General features: G+C 43.8%; 14 protein-coding genes and 1 riboswitch. Of the genes, 6 read left to right on the top strand and 8 right to left on the bottom strand.

Annotated features, from left to right (window positions below; genetic code table 11):
- Positions 1-364: 364 nt before the first annotated feature.
- Positions 365-4,582, top strand: a complete 4,218-nt coding sequence (locus L0B18_RS18205; protein ID WP_234573342.1) for an FG-GAP-like repeat-containing protein — start codon at positions 365-367, stop codon at positions 4,580-4,582.
- A gap of 200 nt (positions 4,583-4,782) precedes the next feature.
- Here L0B18_RS18205 and L0B18_RS18200 read toward each other — a convergent pair whose 3' ends face one another.
- On the bottom strand, positions 4,783-7,251 hold the full coding sequence (locus L0B18_RS18200) for a TonB-dependent receptor (RefSeq protein ID WP_234573340.1): 2,469 nt from the start codon (positions 7,249-7,251) through the stop codon (positions 4,783-4,785).
- A gap of 61 nt (positions 7,252-7,312) precedes the next feature.
- A riboswitch (TPP riboswitch) is annotated at positions 7,313-7,414 on the bottom strand.
- A gap of 61 nt (positions 7,415-7,475) precedes the next feature.
- On the opposite strand from L0B18_RS18200, the gene L0B18_RS18195 reads away from it, so the two are divergent.
- The 3 genes from L0B18_RS18195 to L0B18_RS18185 all read left to right on the top strand — a co-directional run bounded on the left by L0B18_RS18195 (position 7,476) and on the right by L0B18_RS18185 (position 11,151).
- A complete protein-coding gene (locus L0B18_RS18195) occupies positions 7,476-8,720 on the top strand; it encodes a M28 family peptidase (RefSeq protein WP_234573339.1) in 1,245 nt (414 codons plus the stop codon).
- Positions 8,721-8,790: 70 nt separating this feature from the next.
- A complete protein-coding gene (locus tag L0B18_RS18190) occupies positions 8,791-9,741 on the top strand; it encodes a tetratricopeptide repeat protein (RefSeq protein WP_234573337.1) in 951 nt (316 codons plus the stop codon).
- Positions 9,742-9,753: 12 nt separating this feature from the next.
- Positions 9,754-11,151, top strand: coding sequence for a phage tail sheath family protein (locus L0B18_RS18185; RefSeq protein ID WP_234573336.1), 1,398 nt, complete (start codon positions 9,754-9,756; stop codon positions 11,149-11,151).
- 3 nt (positions 11,152-11,154) lie between these two features.
- Here the strand turns inward: L0B18_RS18185 and smc are convergent, their stop codons facing one another.
- The 7 genes from smc to rplM all read right to left on the bottom strand — a co-directional run bounded on the left by smc (position 11,155) and on the right by rplM (position 19,225).
- Positions 11,155-14,676, bottom strand: coding sequence for a chromosome segregation protein SMC (gene smc, locus L0B18_RS18180; protein WP_234573334.1), 3,522 nt, complete (start codon positions 14,674-14,676; stop codon positions 11,155-11,157).
- Between the two features lie 78 nt (positions 14,677-14,754).
- Complete coding sequence (frr, locus tag L0B18_RS18175) at positions 14,755-15,324, bottom strand: ribosome recycling factor (RefSeq protein ID WP_234573333.1); 570 nt, start codon at positions 15,322-15,324, stop codon at positions 14,755-14,757.
- 172 nt (positions 15,325-15,496) lie between these two features.
- Positions 15,497-16,222 (bottom strand): UMP kinase, encoded by a 726-nt coding sequence (pyrH, locus tag L0B18_RS18170; RefSeq protein ID WP_234573331.1) that lies wholly within the window; start codon positions 16,220-16,222, stop codon positions 15,497-15,499.
- A 160-nt stretch (positions 16,223-16,382) separates the two neighbouring features.
- A complete protein-coding gene (tsf, locus tag L0B18_RS18165; RefSeq protein ID WP_234573330.1) occupies positions 16,383-17,213 on the bottom strand; it encodes a translation elongation factor Ts in 831 nt (276 codons plus the stop codon).
- Positions 17,214-17,262: 49 nt separating this feature from the next.
- A complete protein-coding gene (gene rpsB, locus L0B18_RS18160) occupies positions 17,263-18,192 on the bottom strand; it encodes a 30S ribosomal protein S2 (protein ID WP_370647610.1) in 930 nt (309 codons plus the stop codon).
- A 193-nt stretch (positions 18,193-18,385) separates the two neighbouring features.
- Positions 18,386-18,772, bottom strand: coding sequence for a 30S ribosomal protein S9 (gene rpsI / locus L0B18_RS18155; RefSeq protein ID WP_234573329.1), 387 nt, complete (start codon positions 18,770-18,772; stop codon positions 18,386-18,388).
- 9 nt (positions 18,773-18,781) lie between these two features.
- Positions 18,782-19,225 carry a 50S ribosomal protein L13 gene (rplM, locus tag L0B18_RS18150; RefSeq protein WP_370647609.1) on the bottom strand — a complete coding sequence of 148 codons (444 nt, stop codon included), beginning with the start codon at positions 19,223-19,225 and terminating at the stop codon, positions 18,782-18,784.
- Between the two features lie 214 nt (positions 19,226-19,439).
- Between rplM and L0B18_RS18145 the strand changes: the two genes are divergently transcribed.
- Together L0B18_RS18145 and L0B18_RS18140 are read left to right on the top strand one after the other, a co-directional pair.
- Complete coding sequence (locus L0B18_RS18145) at positions 19,440-21,692, top strand: TonB-dependent receptor (protein ID WP_234573328.1); 2,253 nt, start codon at positions 19,440-19,442, stop codon at positions 21,690-21,692.
- A complete protein-coding gene (locus tag L0B18_RS18140; protein ID WP_234573327.1) occupies positions 21,692-22,591 on the top strand; it encodes a hypothetical protein in 900 nt (299 codons plus the stop codon). The genes L0B18_RS18145 and L0B18_RS18140 overlap by 1 nt, the downstream gene beginning before the upstream one ends.
- Positions 22,592-22,702: the final 111 nt, after the last annotated feature.

Here is a 22,702-nt window from a genome sequence, read left to right as displayed (position 1 = left end):
GATTTTAAGAGCCTTTAAAGTACCGAACAATTTTAAAACTTTGTAGGGGTGTTGCAGCGATTTGAGCCATTCGAATGGCTGTTCTGAAATCTATTATTCTGTAAATCAGCAAGCTCAACTTGGTTTTAAATAAGGTTTCTTACCCCCTGATTTTATCCGATTTATTTCTCAACAAATTTGCTTATTCGTCCTGATTAGAAAAACGATAAATATCCTTTTACAAGTCATAATCACATGATCTGGACAATTTGAAAGAAATGCCGGACAATTTGAAAGTCTAAGACAGGTATCCTTTTTCATGTCTATTCGAAGTACAGCAGTTCGCTGTTCAAACTCTTTCTATTGATTTAAAACCGGGATACTCATGGGAAAATTAATTCCAAAAACTTATTCATCACGATTCATCAACCTGGCTGCAGGAGTTCTTCGTATTGGTTGCTGTTTTTTATTATTCATTCTTTTTAACCAGCAACTTTCATACGCGAAAACTGAGTTTAAACCGGACGATGCGAAGGCGCTGTATGTCGATCTGTTTAGCGAAAAAAATACTCCGTTCTCAGGCATGGAGATAGAAGGGGGCACCACGGTATTTGGTGACATTGATAATGATGGAGACCTAGATCTTTTTTTGTCGGGCGTCTGGATAACCGACGGTTCTTCAATAGAATTTATTTCAAGAACATATGTGAATGACGGAAACGGTAATTTCACTGAAAAATCCAATTCCAATCTTGAGGGGGCAGGCTGGGGAGACGCTGCATTTGGTGACATTGATAATGATGGAGACCTTGATCTTGTAATAACAGGAACTACTTTTGGTACCGATGGGAAGTTAGCGAAAACCTACCTGAATGACGGAAACGGCAATTTCACTGAAAAATCCAATTCGCTGACAGGTGTTCAATATAGTTCGGTTGCGCTCGGAGATATTGACAATGATGGCGATATGGATCTGATTATTTCGGGCCAAGCCAATCCCTATGATTTCAACAATTTGACGGTCTACCTCAATGATGGCAGTGGGTTGTTTACCTCCATACCGGATGATTTACCATCTATTTTTAGGGGGAGTGTAATTTTGGGGGATGTTGATAATGATGGCAATTTAGATTTGTTTATTACCGGGCATAATGATTTTGATGGACGAATTTCAAGTACATATATCAACGATGGAGCCGGAAATTTCAGCGAAAAAAGTAATCCGATAACAGAACTGGAGCGTAGCTCGGCTGCCTTTGGAGATATCGATAACGATGGTGACCTGGACCTGATTACTTCAGGGAATCCCCCCGGGTCTTATCAGAATCGTCAGACAAGAATCTACACAAACGATGGAGATGGCAATTTTTCCGAAGCGGATCAGCAGCCGTTTACAGGAGTTGTTTCCGGTACCGTTGCATTTGGTGACCTGAACAGCGATGGCAGCCTGGATGTAATTAACACTGGGTTTTCTGATGATGAGATTATTACTGAGAGATTTATGAATGATGGGAGCGGAAACTTTACTGAAGTTACAGGCTCTCTTTTAAATCTTGCTGCCAACTCGATAGCGATGGGAGATGTTGATCAGGATGGCGCTCTCGATCTGATCATAGCGGGGAATTACACCAATAACGATGAATTGGTCAAACTCTATACCAATCTTTCAGAGAACAGTAATACCGCTCCCTCGGCTCCGGGCTCACTTTCTGCCGTTCAAAATGGATCGGAGATTACTCTTTCGTGGGGAACGGCCTCCGATAGTGAAACTCCGTCTGACGGCCTCAGCTATAACATTTTTTTAAAAGAAGACCCGGAAGGCGATCCTCCATATTTGATCAGCCCGATGGCTCAGGAAGCAGATGGCTGGAGAAAACTTCCTGCACCCGGCAATCAGGGACAACACAACAGCTATACGTTTCAAACTCCTGAATTAGCATGCGGTGAATCTACGACCTACGCATTCAGTGTACAGGCTGTTGATCACAATTTTGAAGGTGGTTCTTTTTCTGATGACTATAACTTCACCGTACACCCCCCGGAAATTGTGTATGTAGATCAGGACGCTACTTCCGGTGATAACAACGGATCGTCCTGGGAAAACGCATATACCGATCTTCATACAGCTCTGAATAATCTTAGCGGATGCATCACAGAGGTTTGGGTGGCTGAAGGAACCTACATCCCTGCCGGTGAAACAAACCCGTTTCGATTGAGAGAAAATCTGAGCCTTCTGGGTGGATTTGACGGTACAGAAGATGATCTTTCCGACCGAAACATTTCCGATCATCCAACCATCTTGAGTGGAGATGTAAATGGATCGGAAACAGCCAACCCCGGGGATGCCCACACCATTCTTGTGATTCCCGCCGTAACAAACGGTGTAACCATTGACGGATTTATTATTGAATCCGGCTATGCAGATGGTGGAGGAACAGGCAACCGAACCGGTGCCGCGATCGACACAAATGGCAATAATACCATTTCAAATACCATTTTCAGAGACAATCATGCCATGGGTGACGGTTCCAATGGAGTGGGCGGAGCAGTGATCAATTGGGGTGGCGAGCTGACCTTTATCAATACTCTTTTTTACAACAATAGTTCTACTGGCGGTGGTGGGGCAATTTCTGCTGAGAATGGAACGGTGCAGCTTATCAATTCTATCTTAGCGAATAATGAAAGCGCTAAAGGAGGAGCCATTAATTTTTGGGCTGGAAATGTAGTAGCCATCAACTCCATATTTTATAATAATTCCGGAACAAACGGCAATATGAATGATGATGGCGGAGCCGGAATAGGAATAGCGGCAAACAGCCTGTTTTTTAATGAAACATCAGGAAATAACGGCGATCTTCCACCAGCTATTAACAGCGGGAGTGGAAACCTGTTAAATACCAATCCGGTCTTTGTTGATGAAGAGAATGGAGATTATTCACTGCAGAGTATAAGTTTGGCTCTAAATGCCGGATCAAATACCCCATTTGGAACGGGAGAACCTGCCGAAGGCATTACCACTGACCTGGCCGGAAACGTACGAATTTTTGATGGCACACCCGATCCTGACGTTGTGGATATAGGCGCGTACGAATTTCAGGGTGACTCCGAAGCTCTATTGAGACTCACACTGACAGAAGGCTGGCGAATGCTGGCCAGTCCGGTTGCCGGACAAAGTTACGCCAATATGTTGGAGCCATTATGGACCCAGGGAATCGATGGAGCTGATTACTCCGGCGGAGAACCCAATGTGTATGTCTGGAACACCAATTATGAAGATAATGATCAGAACTGTGTTTTTGAATATGAAAGTAATCAGAATTGTTCTGGCTGGCAGGTTCCTTCCTCGGCAGACTTTGGGGAAGCAATTCCTGCCGGCAGCGGCTTTTTAATGTATGTTTTTGAAGATGATGAGCATGGAGAATCCAACCCATCCCCGTTTCCAAAAGATGTTATACTAAGTGGTGCTTTTCACAGTGGAAATGTGGAGCCAACTGTTAACCAAAGTGAAGATGGGTGGACTCTGGTAGGCAACCCGTACAGACTGCCGATTGCTTTTGATGAGGTACTTGCCAACCCAGGGACATCCGGCCTGACAGGAGCCGCTTATGTGTACGATCTGAATGCAACAGCAATCGACCCGACGGGCCCGATTATGGACAACGGCGGAGCCTGGCGAAGCATTGCCGGAGACTACGGGGATATTCCCAGTGGAAATATCGCCCCGGGCCAGGGCTTTTTTGTTCAGACAGAAAATTTACCGGCAACGTTAATGTTTTCAGAATCCAATCAAACCACAACGGGAGAGTTTTACGGCAAAGAGACAGAACGAAAAGATTTTGTTCGCCTGGAACTTCGTGGAGAGTCCCTATATAATTCTGCCTGGATTCGTTTTTCTGATCAGGGGTCCACAACTCCCACGGATGGAGAAGCCCTGGAACTCCAATCGTTCTCGGCTGATTATGCTGTTCTTGGCACCCACAAGTCCGATGGCACGCTGATGGATATCGCTCATTATCCGTCCGGAATGCCAGACCTGGAGATTCCTTTGGCCGTAGATGCCACCCGGTCTGGGAAGTACACAATCACTGCTACCGATCTGGACCTTCCCGCAGGCATGAGCCTGTACTTATACGATCAGAAAAAAGAACAGTCCACAGAGATAGCCGACAGTTCTTTCGCTTATTCGTTTACAATGGACACGAATGAACCTCAGAAGAAAGTACCAACGGTGGAGGAGATTCTTGCCCGGGGAACAAGTGGCCCGAAAAAAGTCACCACAGTTAACTCCACCCGTTTTGTCTTGTTAACATCTCCGAAGGGACACAGTAGTGAACTTCCGGAAGAAATTGTTCTTGGTCAAAACTATCCGAATCCGTTCAACCCGAGCACAGTGATCAGTTATCAATTGCCAGTGGGCAGTCAGGTTCGTCTTGAAGTTTATGATATGCTGGGGCGAAATGTAGCTACCCTTGTGAACGAACAGGTGGCAGCGGGCCGGCATACGGTTGATTTTGATGCGAGTCATTTATCCAGTGGTGTGTATTTGTATCGTTTGCAGACGGGAAGTCAGATCATGACCCGGAAACTAACTGTGATGAAGTAACCACAAATATGGGAATAGGAGATTGCTTCGCTCTGCCGCAATGACAGATTCACGTCTTTCATGGGTCATTGCGAGCGAAATGAATGAAGTGAAAGCAGCGTGGCAATCACCATCCATCACCACCACCCTGTCCATCAGCCGCGATACCGAACAAGCCCCCGGATTCTCTTGGGCCGGGGGCTCAGTCGTAATTTCAACAACTAAAATTGGATCTTCACATTTGCCAGGATATTTCGACCAGCTTGTGGATAATAGTAGTTGAAAAACTGCTCTTCTCCACCGGATATCCAACCAAATGTGTATCCATTTGAAACATACTTTTCATCCAGAACATTGTTGATCTGGAGTGATGCCGTGATTCCCTGGACGAATCCCAAATCGCGCAGTTCATACGAAAACCGAAGATCGTTTACCCAATAAGAATCGATAGACCGCGCTTTGTTCTGAGTATTATCGAGGTATTGCCGGGATACATATTTTGAAATCCACTCTGCAGTAAATGCTCCCGGATTATAACTCAGAATAGAATTCACAATGGTAGATGGAGAAAATGCAATATCTACATCGGAGTATGTTTCAGCTTGCTGACCGCCCTGATCATAATCATCCACAAAGCGCTGATATTCATCAATTTTATTTTGGCTGAATGTGGCATTTCCGCTCCATTCAAAATCATCGGTAATTCTGGCACTTACTTCCAGCTCAATCCCGGCCCGGTAACTGTCAGGTACATTTTCGCGGATGTAACCGCCAACGTCATTTACAGCTCCGGTCAGAATCAACTGATCTTTGTACTTCATGTAATAAAGGTTCACTCCGGCATGAAAACGGTTGAAGTTTCCATCATACCCCAATTCGTAATCAAATAATCGTTCCGGGTCGGGTCGGCTCTCCCGGCTCGATTCCACATATTCATCTCGAGTCGGTTCTTTTCCGCCCACACTAACAGAAGCAAACATTCGGTGTCCTTCATCGGGACGATACACAACGCCGAACTTAGGATTCAGGAAGTTAATTCTGTCACTTTGGGTTACGTCAATTACATCTTCGGTTTGATCATCAATTCGCAACCCAAGAAATTCATACCCGACCGTTCGATATTGCAAATCAGCGAATGCATTAAATTCGGAAGTAAGGTAGTAATTGAATTTACCGTATACATTGAAGTCGGTTTTGAAGGCATTATTGTTATAATACCGGTCGCCAAGATCACTGCTTCCCGCAAAACGCGACCAGATCACTTCGCCAAAATGGTCGCCATCGTATTCATTATAGCCACCTCCAAGAGTTAGTGTCCACTCTTCGGGGTGTTTCCATTCAGTTGAAAAAACACCTCCATAAAAATGATTGTCGAGCCATCGCCTCCGAACCAAATCAGAGTTCGATACTGTTTCTCCGCCAATCTGAATGGGAGAGATGTTGTAGGTATCCAAATCGTCATTCCGTCGGAATTCCTCGTAATATCCGCGCCCGTATGTATAATGGAGGGATGCATTTGCCGACCAGGTATCCATCAGGCGATAGGTGTAGTGGAGCTGATAATGATCCTGCTGATAATTGTCTGTCTGATCCTGATAGGTAAACTCATTGAATTGACGATTGCCGAGATTCGCTCTCAAATGTTCGGCATCTTCTTCTCCAAGAAAGAGATTATTGATGTAGGATTCAAGTTGCTGCGGATCATCTTCCAAAATCGGTTCAGGAACACCATTCCACGCCTGGTAGGTTTCTTCCTGGCCGGAAAAGACATCCGCTTTTAACAAGCTTCGGTTGCCGTGGCGCGATCCGGATAGATAAAACGATTTCAGATCAGACCGCGCCCGATCAATATATCCGTCAGATTCAATCTTAGAGAGCCGGCCTTCAAACTGCCAGCCGTTGTCCAGGATTCCGGAGCCAAGCTGCACATTCGCTTTTCGGGTTCCGTATGAGCCAATTCCGGTTGTGATGGTTCCATAGGCTTCCGGCTGCATGAGGGCGGTCTGGAGATTCATGGTTGCACCAAAAGCCCCGGCTCCCTGGGTCGAAGTTCCAACACCACGCTGAATTTGAATGTTCTGGGTTGAGGACGCCATGTCTGGCATATTCACCCAAAACACACCGTGAGATTCGGCGTCGTTCAATGGAATTCCGTTGATAGTAACGTTGATTCGCCCGGGATCGACCCCACGAATCCGAATTCCCGTGTAGCCGATTCCCGCACCGGCATCTGAAGTTGAAACAACCGATGGTGCAGACTGAACCAACATCGGGATATCCTGGCCAAGATTTTTAGCCTCAATTTCTCCACGGTTAATATTGCTGTATGCAATGGGAGTGGATTCATCTACCCGCAAAGCACTTACAAAAACTTCACCGGTCATAACGACCTGTTCCTCAAGAGTTATTTCGATAAACTCCTCAGGATTTGTAATTGAAATTGTTTTGGTAGCATATCCAACAAAGCTAATAGTGATTTCATTAACCTTTGTTGTGAGTTTTAACTCAAATGAACCTTCTGAATCGGCAGAAGTGCCGTTGATGGTTCTGGTTTCAAGAATGGTTGCTCCTTCGAGAGCTTCACCGGTCGAAGCGTCCGTTACCCGGCCTTCGATGGTTTGTGCAACGAGTTGAAAGGGAAGTACAGTCCATAGAAAAACTGCAAAAAGAGATATGAATTGTTTAAGCATTGATAGCCTCCGTCAATAGGTTTATTGAGGGAGGGGGCGACATGCAACTTCTGAAACTACATGTGTGGAAGATCGGTTTCCCTACGCCGGTATGATCCGGTTCAGGTTCTCAGGGTATGATCTCAGTCCCGTCATTTCTGAGGGGACACCCCCAACCTTTTTAATTGGTTAAGCTTTAAAAATAGGCACGAAACCCGTATGCTTCAAACAAAAAAGTTTTTAGAATGAAAAAAATTAAAATAGCTCTTCCCGTCTTTGTGATCGGGCTTTTTTTCCTGATGTCGTGCGGAACGAATGAAGTGGAACAAGCTGGTGATGACTTTTTAAAAGAACATGTCACCTGGCTGGCCGATGAAGAGCGTGGCGGGCGGTTGGTTGGAACCATCAACGAAGCCGATGCTGCGAATTATATATCCGATCATTTTCTGCAATACGGTTTAATACCTGCGGGTGATGAAGGAACTTACGTCCAGCAGTTTAAACTGGAAGGCCCAATGGTTCAGGCGATGGAAATTGAGAGCCAGATTTCCCGGAATGTTGTCGGGTTGCTTGAAGGCGAGACGTTTCCAAACCGATATATTATAGTCGGGGCGCATTACGACGGACAGGGAATGGGCGGAACAATTTCTATGAATATGAATTCTGAACCGGCACTTCATTACTCCGCGGATGATAATGCTTCGGGTACAGCCGGGCTTTTTTACCTGGCTCGCGAGTTTGCGGAACATCCTCCTCAAAGCAGTGTTCTGATAGTTGCCTTTTCAGGAGAAGAGCTTGGCCTGATCGGTTCCAAATATTTTGTGGATGAAATGGAAATATCCCCCGATTCTGTGCTGGCGATGATCAATTTGGATATGATTGGGCGGCTTGAAAATAATGAACTGGATATTTTCGGTACGGGAACGTCATCCCAATGGGAGAAAATTATTGCTTCAGTTGAAACAGATTCCCTTGAAATAACCACCACTCCCGGAGGAATGGGAAGCAGTGATCACGCTTCGTTTTACCGGGCTGAAATTCCTGTTTTGCATTACTATACGGGCACTCATCAACAATATCATAGGGAAACGGATACAGCGGACCTGATTAACTATGCCGGAATGGAAAAGGTTTTGGAGCATGTTGAAAGCGTCGTGAGAACATTGGATTCAATGACTCCGGGTGAGATCGATTTCCAGGAATCTACGGATCCGCGAGGAAATGTCCGGATGAGAAGCGGACCCACGTTGGGTGTGATGCCGGATTATACGTTCTCAGGTGAAGGCTTTCGAATTGAGCAGGTTCGTCCGGATGGTACGGCAGATGCAGCCGGTTTACAGGATGGAGATATCATCATCGAAATGGACGGAAAAGAGGTGGCGGATATATATGGTTATATGGAAGTTTTGAATACGCTGGAGAGCGGTGATACGATTTCAATTACCATTCTCCGGGATGATGAAGAGATAGATTTGGAAGCGACTTTTTAGAAAGAAATCCCCCTTTGAAGGGGACATTCTTTGCATCGATTTAAATCCTATAAATAATTCACAAATTAAAATGAAATATTTACGATCAGTTATTCTTCTATTCATTCCGCTCTCACTTCTTATTTCATGCAGTGAACAGAGCGAACTTGAGCCGGTTCCTGAAGGTATCCAGGGATATTCATTATTGGGAGATACGCTTGAAACGCCAGAAATTTCTCAGGAAATGTTTGATGAACAGAACGAAAAATTGATCCAGGCTTTGACAGACTACCGGGCAAATCCCGATGATGCGGATGCAATTATCTGGTTAGGCAGAAGAACGGCCTATTTAGGAGAATACCGGGAAGCGATTCGGATCTTCACGGAAGGTATTTCCAAGTTTCCGGATGATCCGAGAATGTCCCGCCATCGCGGTCACCGATATATTACTCTTCGAAGATTGGATCTTGCCATTGAAGATTTTGAAAAGGCCAAAGAATTGATGAGTTCCATGCCCGATCAGGTTGAGCCGGACGGTCTTCCAAATGAATTGAATCAGCCCACAAGTACGCTGAAATCAAATATTTATTATCACAAAGGATTGGCACACTATCTGAAAGGAGAATATGATCTGGCAATTCAGGAATATGAAGAATCCCTGAAATTGGATTTAACGGATGACATGAGAATTGCACTGATTTACTGGTACTATATGGCCCTGAAAAGGTCCGGAAACGATCTGAAAGCAGGCGAGATTATTGAACCGGTGAATGCCGACATTAATCTGATCGAAAACGAAGCATACTTGAATCTGATTTTGGTTTTTAAAGGAGTTTTTGACTCTAATCGGCTGATGGAAACCTCAGAAGATGCTCTCGAAAATGCCACTTTGGGATATGGAATCGGGAATTGGCATTACATCAACGGGCGAGAAGAACGTGCCATTTCCATCTGGGAAAATGTGTATGATACGGATCAGTGGGCGGCATTTGGATATATTGCTTCCGAAGCTGAGTTGGCAAGAATCGGTTCCTCTGAATAGCGGAGAGCGAACATGCCCGATTATACCGTACCCGGTGTTTACGTTGAAGAAGTTTCAATATTTCCTTTTTCGGTACATCCGCTTTCGACATCAAAGCCGGTTTTTATCGGGTACACGGAAAAGGGACCCAAACAGCTGACCGGAATCTTTTCTCTGACCGATTTTGAGGAGCTATTTGGCGGTCCATACATTGATCTGCCCGCTTTTGTCGTTGATGGAAATTCGGTTTCAACATTGAACAGCGCACCAATTCCCGAGTCCCCGGTTTTTCATCTCTATTATTCTCTAAAGCTCTACTTTGCGAATGGAGGAGGGCCTTGTTACGTTCTATCGGCCGGCCGTTTTGGAAAGACTTATAACTCCCGAAAATTCAAAAAGGCTATTCGGAAACTGCAAGATCAAAAGGGCCCATCGCTTATTGTACTAACCGATTTAGGTGGTTTTGAAGATCCTCACGAATACTATTCTGTCTATGAAGAAGCGCTGGATGTTTGCCAGAAAATCGGGAACTGTTTCACGATTATTGATACGAAATTTTCTGAATCGAATCCGAATGATCATCAAGCCAATATCCAGGAATTGCGATCTCATCTCGGCGGACCCCATTTACGATATGGAGCTGCATACTATCCACAACTTGTTTCGTATTTAGAGCATCATTATTCCGAAGACCAAGTGACTGTTATTTTCGGTGAGGAGAAAATGGTACTGAGACATTCTGATCAAACAATTGAAGATGATCCGGAGAAGAAAACAGAGTCGTTTTATCACAATGATGATGATCGAAAGTTGAATTATCATGCGATAGTGAATCAACTCAATAGTGTTCATTTGGTCCTTCCACCTTCCGGAGCAGTAGCGGGGGTTTATGCATATATAGATATAAATCGGGGTGTTTGGAAGGCACCGGCGGGTGTTGAACTGAATGACATCGAGCGGCCGATCATCAACATTTCAAGTGCCGAGCAGGAGTTGATGAATGTGAGCCCGGATGGTAAATCGGTCAACGTTATCAGAAAATTAACCGGTCGCGGCACACAAATCTGGGGAGCCAGAACCCTTGCCGGGAATGATAACGAATGGCGCTACATCTCAGTTCAAAGGTTAATTGGGATGATAAAAGGATCGGTTGAAGCATCCGCCCAACGTTTTGTCTTTGAACCGAATGACGCCAATACGTGGAACTCCGCCAAAGGAATGATCGAAAACTTTTTACTTGGCCTGTGGAGAAATGGAGCTATTCAGGGAGCGAAACAGGAACAGGCATTCTTTGTTAAAGTGGGTTTGGGAGAAACCATGACTCAGGTTGATATTCAAGAGGGGAGAATAATTATTGAGCTCGGTGTGGCGGCAGTGCGACCGGCGGAATTTATCGTTATTCGAATTTCTTTGGAAATGAGTGATCCTTGAGCTCTAAACCGTCTCTACCTCATCCAGCTTCACACCCACCAACCGGCTCACACCTGTTTCCGGCATGGTAACGCCATACATCATCTCTGCTTTAGACATCGTTTTCTTGTTGTGAGTAATGATTATAAACTGGGTTTCCTTGCTAAATGTTTTAATCATCGATGAAAACCGTTCAATATTAGCATCGTCCAGCGGAGCGTCCACCTCATCAAGTACACAGAACGGGGAGGGTTTTACGAGATAGATCGCAAATAGCAATGCAATGGCCGTCAGGGTTTTCTCGCCACCGGAGAGCTGGTTAATGCTTGACGGACGTTTCCCTTTCGGATTGGCACGAATCTCAATTTTTGCTTCCAACGGATCTTCCGGATCTTCCTGGATCACCAAATCACAGAAATCGTCTTCGTGGAAAAGCGTGCTGAAAACATTTTTAAAGTTTTCCCGAATCTGCTCAAATGTTTTATTAAAACGTTCCGTAGCCGTTTCGTTGATTTCAGCAATCGTTTCGCGCATCTCTTTTTCGGCTTCATGAAGATCGGTAATCTGCTCTTCGTGAAACTCAAGTCGCTCTTTCTCTTCACGGAATTCCTCAATCGCAAGCGGGTTGACATCCCCGATTCGGTGCAATTTCTGGCGAAGCGTTGTCACACGGGATTTGGCCTCCTCAGGCTCCATATCGGCCGGAAGCTCTTCACCCAACTGATCCATCAAAATCTCGTAGGTTTCCCAGATGTGATCGGATAAACCCTCCGCTTTTAATTCAAACTTTTCTTTGGCCATCGTCAAATGGTGAACCAATTCGAGATTGACCTCCTTCCGTTTTCGAAGTTCTTTTAACTCCTTTTCAACTTCATTGATCTTGCCACGCTGCCTGCTGCTCTCTTCTTCAGCAATGGACAGTTTTTCGTCAGCTTCTTTTTTTTGTGTTTTAGCTTTTCCGAGATTGGCTTCCGTTTCTTTGATGGAAGAACGGTATCCGGCAATCTTCTCTTTACTTTGACCAAGCAGCTCGCTTCGGCTTTCCTGGCGGCTTTTCATGTTTTCGATGCCGGATTCTGCACGCTCAATATCCTTGATCAGGTTATCGGTTTTGTTCGACAGATCCTGGTGTTTCAGTTGGGCATCATTATACCGGTTTTGGGCAATGGCCCGTTCTTCTTCAAGATTCTGGAGAGTTTCTTTCTTCTCTTTTTGCTGTTGATCCAGCTCCGTTATCTTCCTTTGAAACTCTTTCTGTTTGGGCTGAAGATTTTCCAGTTCTTCAATCGCCATATCGCGATTGCCCGCAAGTTTATCCTTTCGGTTCTGAAGATCCCCAATATTCTTCCCATACACCTGAATACTGGACTGATACCGGCTTACCTGCTGATCAAGCTCGCGGTTTGTTTTTTGAAGATCGCGGATAGATTGGCGAATAGAATCCAAATCAATGCGCTCTAGATCACGGTTGATTTCATCCAGCGAATCTTCTTTTGAAACCAGGCTTGCTTCAAGATTATACTCTTTCTTTTTAAGCTTGTTGAGTTTATCCTGAAGACCGAGACGAATTCCGGCTTGTTTATTCTTGCTTCCACTTTTCAAAATACGGTCAGACGTGATCAGGTCACCGGTGGAAGTAACGGCCGAAGTACCTGATTTTTTCAGCAGTTTTACTCCTTCTTCAATACTGTCAGAAATCAACACACTTCCAAGAAGAAGTTGTGCCACAGGTTTGTACTCATCATCAAACCAAACATGTTCCACGATGGAACCAGATTCCGCAGGATACGAATCATTCAGTTCAGCCAGCGGAATGAAAGTTGCCCGGCCTTTATCATTCTCTTTTAGAATTTCTGATGCCCGAATGGCTTCCTCCAGCGATTCAGTAACGATAAAATTGACGGCATCACCGAGTGCTGTATCCAGTGCTGGCGCATATTCTTCTGCGGTTTGAAGCAGCTCACCAACAGGTTTTAAAAGCTTGAATTCGTTTTTGTGATTTTCAATCAGATAACTCACGGAAGCCGGCATCGCTTCGTTGGATTCCGCAATTCCCTGAAGAAGGGAAATTTCAGATGAAACGGCATCTTTTTTACTTTTTACAGACCGAAGTTCTTCCCGCAGAGATTCCCGTTTTTCTTCTAACTCGCTCTTTGATGAGGTGGATGTCTGAAGCTGTTCTTCCAGTTCATCAATCCGGAAGTTCATTTTTTCGGACTGCTTTCGCGCTTCTTCAAGTTTTTCCTTTGCTGTACGAATTTCTTTTTCAATATTTGCGATATCCTGATCGATACGGTCCTGGTCGTCCTCGCTGTTTTCCAGCCGCGATTCCAGCTTTATTCGGTTCGACTGCAGGTTGGTCAGCTTCTGGTTGACGTCACTAATCTCAATTTCCAATTCATACAGTTCATGCCGAACCTTCGTATACTTCTGCTGGATACCAGAAAATTTTTCCTTCGAATCACTTAATGCTCTTTCCGATCTGTCTTTCTCCTCAGTGAGCTTTTCGAGTTTGGTTTCATTGCTTTTCTTCAGTTCTGCAAGCTCTTTGATATCAACCCGGCTCTGTTCAATGTCCGATTCGTACTGATTGATAACGCCTTCTTCATTGCTGATCTTCTCGTTTGTAATCTGAAGGCTGGTTTCCAGTTCACGAATTGCAGAACTTAACTGGCTGACACGGCGTTTTGCTTCGGATTCATTTCGTTCTTTTTCCAGAAGTTTTGTCCGTGCTTTTTCCTCATCAGCTTCAAGTTCTTTCAGGCGGTCAGCAATTTCGACTTTCTCTTTTTCAGCATTTTTAATTTTTGTATCAAGCGGATCGAGCTCTTCTTTAATCGCTTTATATTCGTGAAGTGTGTAGGCCTTGTCGAGATGTTCAAGCTCTTTCTTTAGTTTTTTTGCCTTCTCCGCTTTTTGTGCCTGAATTTCAAGAGAACGAGCTTTTTTTCGAATTTCAACCAGGATATCCTCAAGCCTGGTCAGATCTTTCATGGTTTCATCCAGCTTACGAAGCGTCTGTTTCCGCTTCTCCTTGTAGCGGGTTACTCCAGCCGCTTCTTCAAAAAGTCGTCGGCGATCATTGTTACGATCATTCAGAATCTCTTCAACCATTTTCAATTCAATCACGGAATAGGCATCAGAACTCATGCCCGTATCCATAAACAGCTCCATGATATCTTTGAGCCGGCAGGGAGTGTTGTTGATCAGGTACTCGCTGTCTCCGGATCGATAAAGTCTTCTAGTAATTGTCAGTTCACTATACTCAACCGGCAAAACGCCTTTGTTATTCACGAAAGTGAGGGATACGTCTGCCATTCCCAGGGCTTTCTTTTGAGCTGTACCGTTAAAAATAACATTGCTCATGGAACTGGAACGCAACAGGGTAGGGCGCTGCTCTCCAAGAACCCAACGGAGGGCGTCCACAATATTAGATTTTCCACAGCCATTTGGCCCAACGATAGCGGTAATACCGTTATCAAACTTTACATGCGTTTTATGGGCAAAACTTTTGAAGCCGTGTAATTCTAAATCGGATATATACATTTATTTGATCAGAAGTGAGTCTTGAGTCGGGAGTAGTGAGAGAAAATAGTCTCATGACTCACTACTCAGGACTACGCTTTAAACCGTCATTATTTCTTCTTCTTTCACCGACAGCAGCTCATCTACGTTCGAGGTATGAGTATCTGTGATTTTTTGGATCTCTTCTTCGGCTTCATATCTGCTGTCTTCCGGAAGGGAATCGTCTTTAACGGATTTTTTAATTTCGTCGTTGGCATTCCTGCGGATGTTTCGAATACTAATACGGGCATTCTCGGCTACTTCTCCGGCATGTTTTACCAGTTCTTTTCTGCGTTCTTCAGAAAGCATCGGCAAGGGTATGCGAATGATTGTGCCGTCATTATTAGGATTTAATCCCAGGCCGGCCGACATAATTGCCTTTTCAATATCTTCCATTACGGATTTGTCATACGGCTGAACGGTCAACAAGCGCGCATCTGGTGCAGAAACATTGGCGAGCTGGTTCAAAGGGGTTTGCGAACCGTAATAATCTACTTTGATCCCATCAAGAATAGAAGGGGATGCTTTACCGGCACGAATGTGGGAAAATTCTTTTTTGCAGAATGAGACCGCCTCATCCATGCTTTCATCAGCAGTATCAATAATCAGTTGCAGTTCTTCAGGTATCATAATTCAGAGGTTTGAAAGTTGGTTCTGAAATGGTTTACAATTCTGACAAGTAGCGAATAATCCTACTTGTATAAGCTCCAAAAGCTGGTTTTTCCTTTCTTGATGAAAAAACCGAAATCGAAAAATGTCAACGCAGAATAAGGCGTTTGACAATCAAAGCAATTTAAAAAAACTACGATTTATCCCAAACAACAGTTGAACCCACCTTTTCACTTTGGGTCACAACTTTTAGCAGGTTGTTCGGCGTGTTCATATTAAAAACAATGATCGGAGTTTTATTGTCTCTGCAGAGCGTAAAAGCAGTCAGATCCATAACGTCCAGTCGTCTGCTCAGTACTTCATCGCCGTGAATGGTTTCAAACTTTTGAGCATCCTTGTTCTTTTCAGGATCTGAATCGTAAATACCGTCTACCCGGGTTCCCTTGAGAATTACATCGGCTTCAATTTCGATGGCCCGGAGAGAGGCGGCCGTATCGGTAGTGAAGTAGGGATTACCGGTACCGGCTCCGAAAATAATAACGCGGCCTTTTTCCAGGTGACGAATCGCCCGGCGGCGGATATAAGGTTCGGCAATTTCTTCCATTCTGATGGCACTCATCAGGCGGGTATGGACGCCTTTTCGTTCAAGCGCATCCTGCAAAGCCATGCTGTTGATCATGGTTGCAAGCATACCCATATAATCGCCCTGAACGCGATCCATTCCTTCAGTGGCGCCTTTTACTCCCCTGAAAATATTTCCTCCGCCAATGACAACGGAAACTTCAAATTCTTTCTCTTGAACGGCTTTGATTTCATCAGCATAGTTGGATAGAATGTCTGCATCAATACCGTGTCCTTGTTCGCCCAGCAGCGCTTCGCCACTCAATTTCAGTAGAATACGTTTATATGGTTCTGCCAAGATTTTTTGATTTTAGTGGTTGTTGATATAAGCTGTCTATAAAACCCTCAATTGCGAGAGAGTATGTAAAATATCATGCAATGTTTCCAATGGGATAATTCACCGGAAATATAAGGCAAAAAAAAAGCTACCGGGAAGGTAGCTTTTTTGAATCAAAAAATTAAGCTTCGCCAAGCTGTAATCTGTGAAAAGACCTGACAAGCGGAGCATTATTTTGCTCAAGGTATTCTTTCACGGAAATGCCGTTGTCTTTAACGAATTTTTGTTCGAGGAGAACCCGTTCTTCATAGAAACGGCGAAGTTTGCCCTGGGCTGCTTTCTCAGCGATTTCAGCGGGTTTGCCTTCGTTAATCAGTTGTTCCTTAGCGATTTCCAGTTCTTTTTCAACAACGGTTGCGTCCACACCGTCTCTGGTAACGGCAAGGGGATTCATAGCGGCAATTTGCATTGCTACATCTTTGGCAACATCATCATTGTCGATAGAGCTTTCAAATTCTACAATTACACCAAGCTGGTTGCCGGGGTGAATATATTCAACCAAAGCTCCGGAAGACTGGATGTACAGAACCCGACTGAGTTCGATTTTCTCACCAATTTTTCCAACCATTTCATCAAGATGTTTTTGGATGGTCAATCCATCCACTTCTTCTTGTTTCAGCTCTGCAATGGAACCGATCTCGTTTTCAAAAGCTTTATCCAAAAAAGATTGAGCGCTTTTTTGGAAATCGTCATTTCGGGCAACAAAATCTGTTTCACAGTTAATTTCGATAGCCGCTGCCTTTGAATGGTCTTCACTTACATTAATAAGAATGAGACCTTGATTGGCTTCTCTGTCGGCTCGTTTTTCGGATACTTTTTGTCCTTTTTTACGAAGGATTTCAACAGCTCTGTCAAAATCTCCGTCGGCTTCCGTGAGGGCTTTTTTACAGTCCATCATTCCGGCCCCGGTTGCCTCTCGTAATTTCATTACATCTTTTGCACTAATACTCATGACTAAATGGGTTCTACAATTTTGGTTTCAGGATTAATATGTCAGAGTTTTAATCTTTGTCTTCAGAATCATCGTTAGACTCTTCGGATGAGGATTCATCTGATTCTTCTTCCTCGTCTTCATCTGAATCGGATTCAGCTTTTGAAGAGCCTTTGTCTGATGTTTTCTTGCGTCGTCGTTTTCTACGGCGAACTTTAACGGGTCCTTCATCCGAATCATCATCGTCGGAGTCGGAAGATTTTTTCGCTTCTTCAGCAGCCTGTTCCATGAGTTCTTCTTCTTTCATGGCTTCGCGTTCGGCATTACCTTCAATAATAGCATCGGCTACCAAAGAAGTAACCAACTGGATTGTTCGGGCTGAATCGTCGTTAGCAGGAACAATATAATCGGGGATGTCGGGATCGCTGTTGGTATCAACCATGGCAACAATCGGGATGTTCAGCTTCACAGCTTCGTTCATCGCGATGTGTTCCTTAATAGTATCAACAACAAAAATTGCACCCGGCAGGCGTGTCATATTCGCGATACCGCCCAGTGTTTGTTCCAGTTTTTCACGCTCACGTTCAAGCATCAATCCCTCTTTTTTGGTGAGTTCGTCGAACGTGCCGTCGGTTTTCATTTTTTCAATCTCTTCCATTCGGGAGATGCTCTTGCGAACAGTACTGAAGTTCGTGAGCATTCCGCCCAGCCATCGATGGGTTACAAAAGGCATTCCGCAACGAATGGCTTCGGTTTTAATAATATCCTGCGCCTGTTTTTTGGTACCTACAAACAGAATGGTTTTGCCGGCACGAGCCAGTTTGGTAACCTCTTCGAGTGCTTCCTGGAGGTATTTTTCTGTTTTCTTGAGGTCAATGATGTGGATTCCGTTTCGAGCCATAAAGATGAACTCTTTCATTTTCGGATTCCAACGGCGGGTAAGGTGACCAAAATGGGCACCAGATTTCAATAGTTCTTGTACAGATGAAGCTTTAGGCATGGTATAGGTATGTATGTTTGAGTTTGTCCTCTACACAGGTCAACCCTGCTCGCCAATCTATTCTGAAATTTTCAGAATAAACACCCGACGTCAGGTCGCTGTGTATGTGTGATTAAAAAACGTTTCGTGTTGCGAGATGCGTGTTTCGGGTTGAATAATCCAATAACCTGGAACGCGAAACCCGTAACTCGTTTTACCGTTTAGAGAACTGGAATTTCTTACGGGCTTTTGGCTGACCATATTTTTTACGTTCAACCATTCTGTCGTCCCGGGTAAGAAGTCCGTTTTCTTTCAGAATTCCGTGTTTGTCCTCATTCAGATCGTCAATAGCGCGGGCAAGAGCAAGGGATACGGCTCCGGCTTGTCCGGTTACTCCACCACCTGCAACGGTCACTTTAATGTCATAACTGCCATCTAATTCGGTTAAATCAAGAGGCAGCTTGGCAACATTCAGTCGGGCCTTTGTGCTGAAGTAATCTTCAATCGGCTTGCCATTTACAAGGAAAACTCCGTTTCCATCGCTGATGTACAAGCGTGCGGTTGACGTCTTTCTTCGGCCAATGTAATTTTCTTGTGCCATGTCGGGCTGTTAAATTTCTTTGATTTCTGGTTGTTGAGCAGTGTGCGGATGAACGGGTCCGGCATAAACGCGAAGATTGGTTAAAAGCTTACGTCCCAGTTTGTTTTTTGGAAGCATACCTTTAACTGCGGTCATCACCAGGCTGGTAGGATCTTTCTCAAGCATCTCCTGAGCCGTGGTAAATTTTTCTCCACCGGGATATTCCGTATGACGGAAATATACCTTTTGAGACATTTTGTCTCCGGACAATACAGCTTTCTCTGCATTGATGACGATCACATTGTCGCCTGCATCCATATGTGGAGTAAATTCCGGTTTGTTCTTTCCACGTAAAATGGAAGCCACTTCGCTGCTCACCCTTCCAAGGGGTTTGTCTTCAGCATCCACCAATACCCACTCCTTTTCGATGGTGGATGGTGTTGCATTGTATGTTTTGTTACTGATCGTATTCACGATATTCTCTTTAATTTTTGCAAAATTGGAAAGTCGATAAAGATAAAAGGAAATCTTTTGGATTGCAATGTTGAAAAACCAATTTAATTTAGTTTTTTCAATTAAGGTTACAATATTCAACAATCACATGGATATGTGATTGTCATCACTAAATAAAATAAGATACATTGATGGCAATTTCGATTCAGGATTAATTTATGGGGGACAGAAGAGTATGAGCGTAAAAAGACTAATAGGGATAGGTTTTATCCTGATAATTAGTTTCCCGGCTATTGTGCAAAGTCAGAATCAGTCTACTATTCGGGGAATTATTACAGGTCATCAAACCGGAGAATTTCTTGAAGGGGCGAATATATCGCTCTCTTTAAATAGTGGGAAATTTGTAGAAGGAACCGCAACCGATAAAAACGGACTCTATCAATTTAACGGTTTAGAAGAGGGAGTTTATATATTAACTATTCGTTTCGTGGGATATCAATCCTATTCTGATACATTGCAATTGCAAGAGAATATAGTTAAAAATGTAGCCATGATTCGCTCGGAAGAATCACTTGGTGAGGTTGTTGTTTCCGGTGTGTCTTCTGATGATCTGGTGCCGGGACAGACAAGAATTAACGCTGAAGATTTAAGCCGAATTCCTACTCCCGCCGGTGGCGGAGACTTGGTTAGCTATCTGCAAACACAATCAGGTGTGGTGGCCGCAGGTGACCGGGGCGGTCAGTTATTTATTCGCGGAGGGACGCCAGATCAAAACCTTGTGCTTATGGATGGCACACTTATCTACCAACCATTTCACATTATCGGTTTCTTTTCTGTGTTTTCTGAGGATGTTCTTTCCAGTGCTGATTTATATGCTGGCGGATTTGGACCAGAATATAGCAGCAGAACATCTTCAGTAATTGATGTAACCCTCAAAAATGGGAATTTATATAACAGGAATTGGTCTGCTTCGCTGAGTCCTTTTATATCTGATGTGTTTTTTGAAACACCCATCAGAAAAGGAAAAAGCTCTTTAATAGCATCTTTCAGAGGATCGTTGATTGAAGAAGCGAGCGCACTTTATTTGGATGAAGAGCAGCCATTGAAATTTAACAGTCAGCTGGTTAAATATAATTATGCTGGAGACAGAGGGTTTAACTGTTCAGCCCATATGCTGCGAACGTATGACCGGGGTAAACTTGATTTTGACAACGACGAAGTTTTTAAGTGGAGGAATGTAGTATTAGGAGGTCGTTGCGCGGGTACGTCTGAAAATTTAAATGTGTCCTTTGTAGATGCAAATTTTGGTATTTCGCATTATACCAATCGTGTTGGCGGACTCAGTACCAATAATAGATTAGCGAGTGTGTTTAAATCAAATTTTGATGTAAATATTACGCAATATGTTGGCGATTACCGGTTAGACTATGGCATTTTTTCTACCTATCGGAATGTAGACTATGATATTTCTGACCGGTTTCTATCAGTTAAAAATAAGGCCCAGCCATTTTTGAGTCTGGGAGGATACGTAAAAACAAATATTTCGCTGGGAGATAAAGTTTCTGTGGTTCCTGGTGTCGTAATCACTTCATTCATTCAGCGGTTTAAAACAAGTCTTGAGCCACGTTTACAGGTTTCTTGGCAGCCTCGTGGAAAATCAAATGAAGAGATCCATGCCGCCGCCGGAATATACCGACAACCGGTGGTAGGAATCACAGACTTCAGAGATGCAGGAGCAGCATTTACCGCTTGGATGGCTGTACCAGAAAAAAGCCGAAGGATGCAATCGAACCACTTTCTTGTGGGGTGGCGCCAACCCCTTGGAGATTATTTAGATTTTTCTGTTGAAGGGTATCTCAAGCAGATGAAAGATATTCCCGTATCTGTGTGGAGTATGACGGCAGAATTTACCACTGATCTTGCCTATGCAAACGGAGACGTGCAGGGAGCGGATGTTAAGTTAAGCTATAATCGCAGGGCGTATTATTGGTCAATGAGCTATGGGTATTCAGAAACTACGTATACCACCGCACAGGATCATTTTAACGTGTGGTTTGGTGAGCCGGTTCAGAAGTATCATCCCGCACATGATCAGCGTCATCAAATTAGCGTGCAAACCGGGTTTAAATTTAGAGACTTCAGTGCCAACGTGAGTTGGGTGTATGGTTCAGGAATGCCATATACGCAACCATTGGGATTCGACAGCTACTTTGTTTTCCTCGAACATTTACCGGATGTAGTTGAGGATTATGGATCACCAAGAATATTGCTTGAAAAACCATTTCAGGGGCGGCTACCTGATTTTCACCGGCTGGATGTTTCCATTGAACAGGCGTTCGATATTTCAAATACAAAAATGAGAGTTCAGTTAGGAGCCATTAATATGTACGATCGAAATAATCTTTTTTATTACGATGTATACTATCAAACCACTATTTATCAATTGCCCATACTGCCTTACATGTCCATTAAAATAGGATCCAAATAATGAAATCAGCAACTTTTTATTATTCCAAAACATTTTTAACGAATGCTTGTCTTTTACTGTGCACTCTGCTTGCTGTACTATCCTGTGAGACAGATTTTTCTGCCTTGCAGGAAAACGATACTTATCGGTTTTCTGTGTATGGTTTACTGGATGTAAATGCAGACACACAATGGGTTCGGGTTATACCTATTCAGGATAAGGTATTGGTTGAAGCTCCGGAATTAAATGAAAAGATAGAAGTAACATTAACCCGTGAAAGTGATGGTAAGATGATTTCTTTACATGATTCTCTTTTTTCTTATAGCTCGTTAGCGTACGCATGGAATTTTTGGACAACAGAACCGATTCTTCCGGAAGAAACATATACATTGCGGGTAGAGTCGCAAGAGGGGGAAAGCTGTTATGCAGTGGCTACTACACCAAAAAATATTCCAAAACCCAAAATTACATATCAAACTGGAGAGGAGAAGGGAAGTATTGAGGTTTCGGGTATCGAAGATTTGGCAGTTGTAGAAACTACATTTATTCTTCAGGTAGTAGAGCATAATAGATTGTCAGCTGAGTTTCCCGTTTCACTTTCTCATCTGGAAACAGCATATGTAAGCACTCCGGGAAGTTATTACATTGACATTGATGCCTGGCCCATGCTGGAAGCAGAAACAATAACATCCCGTGAGAAACTAATCATTCGAGAACGATCTGTCGTTGTGGCTTCCGCAAGTGAAGATTGGCCGGATTTGGCGGATATTGATGAACAACAACTTGCTTTACCGGAAGTTGCAACCAATGTAGTAAATGGAACCGGATTGGTGGCGGGAATAGCAAGCTGGAGAGGTGTACCTTTAAAAAGCTGTTTTGATGGAGCTGGGAACCTGATTGCTTGTGAATTCGAAGAATAAATTTTCAGGATTTGAAATGGCTGCTGTAATGTATTCGGTCTTTGAATAGGGATTCTTATTTATAAAGAAACTAAATCCAAAAAACCTTATTTTTAAAGACTCAAAAGGAAA

It is taken from the genome of Rhodohalobacter sp. 614A (assembly GCF_021462415.1).
Taxonomy (GTDB): Bacteria; Bacteroidota; Rhodothermia; order Balneolales; family Balneolaceae; genus Rhodohalobacter.
This window is presented reverse-complemented; position numbering and strand designations above follow the sequence as displayed.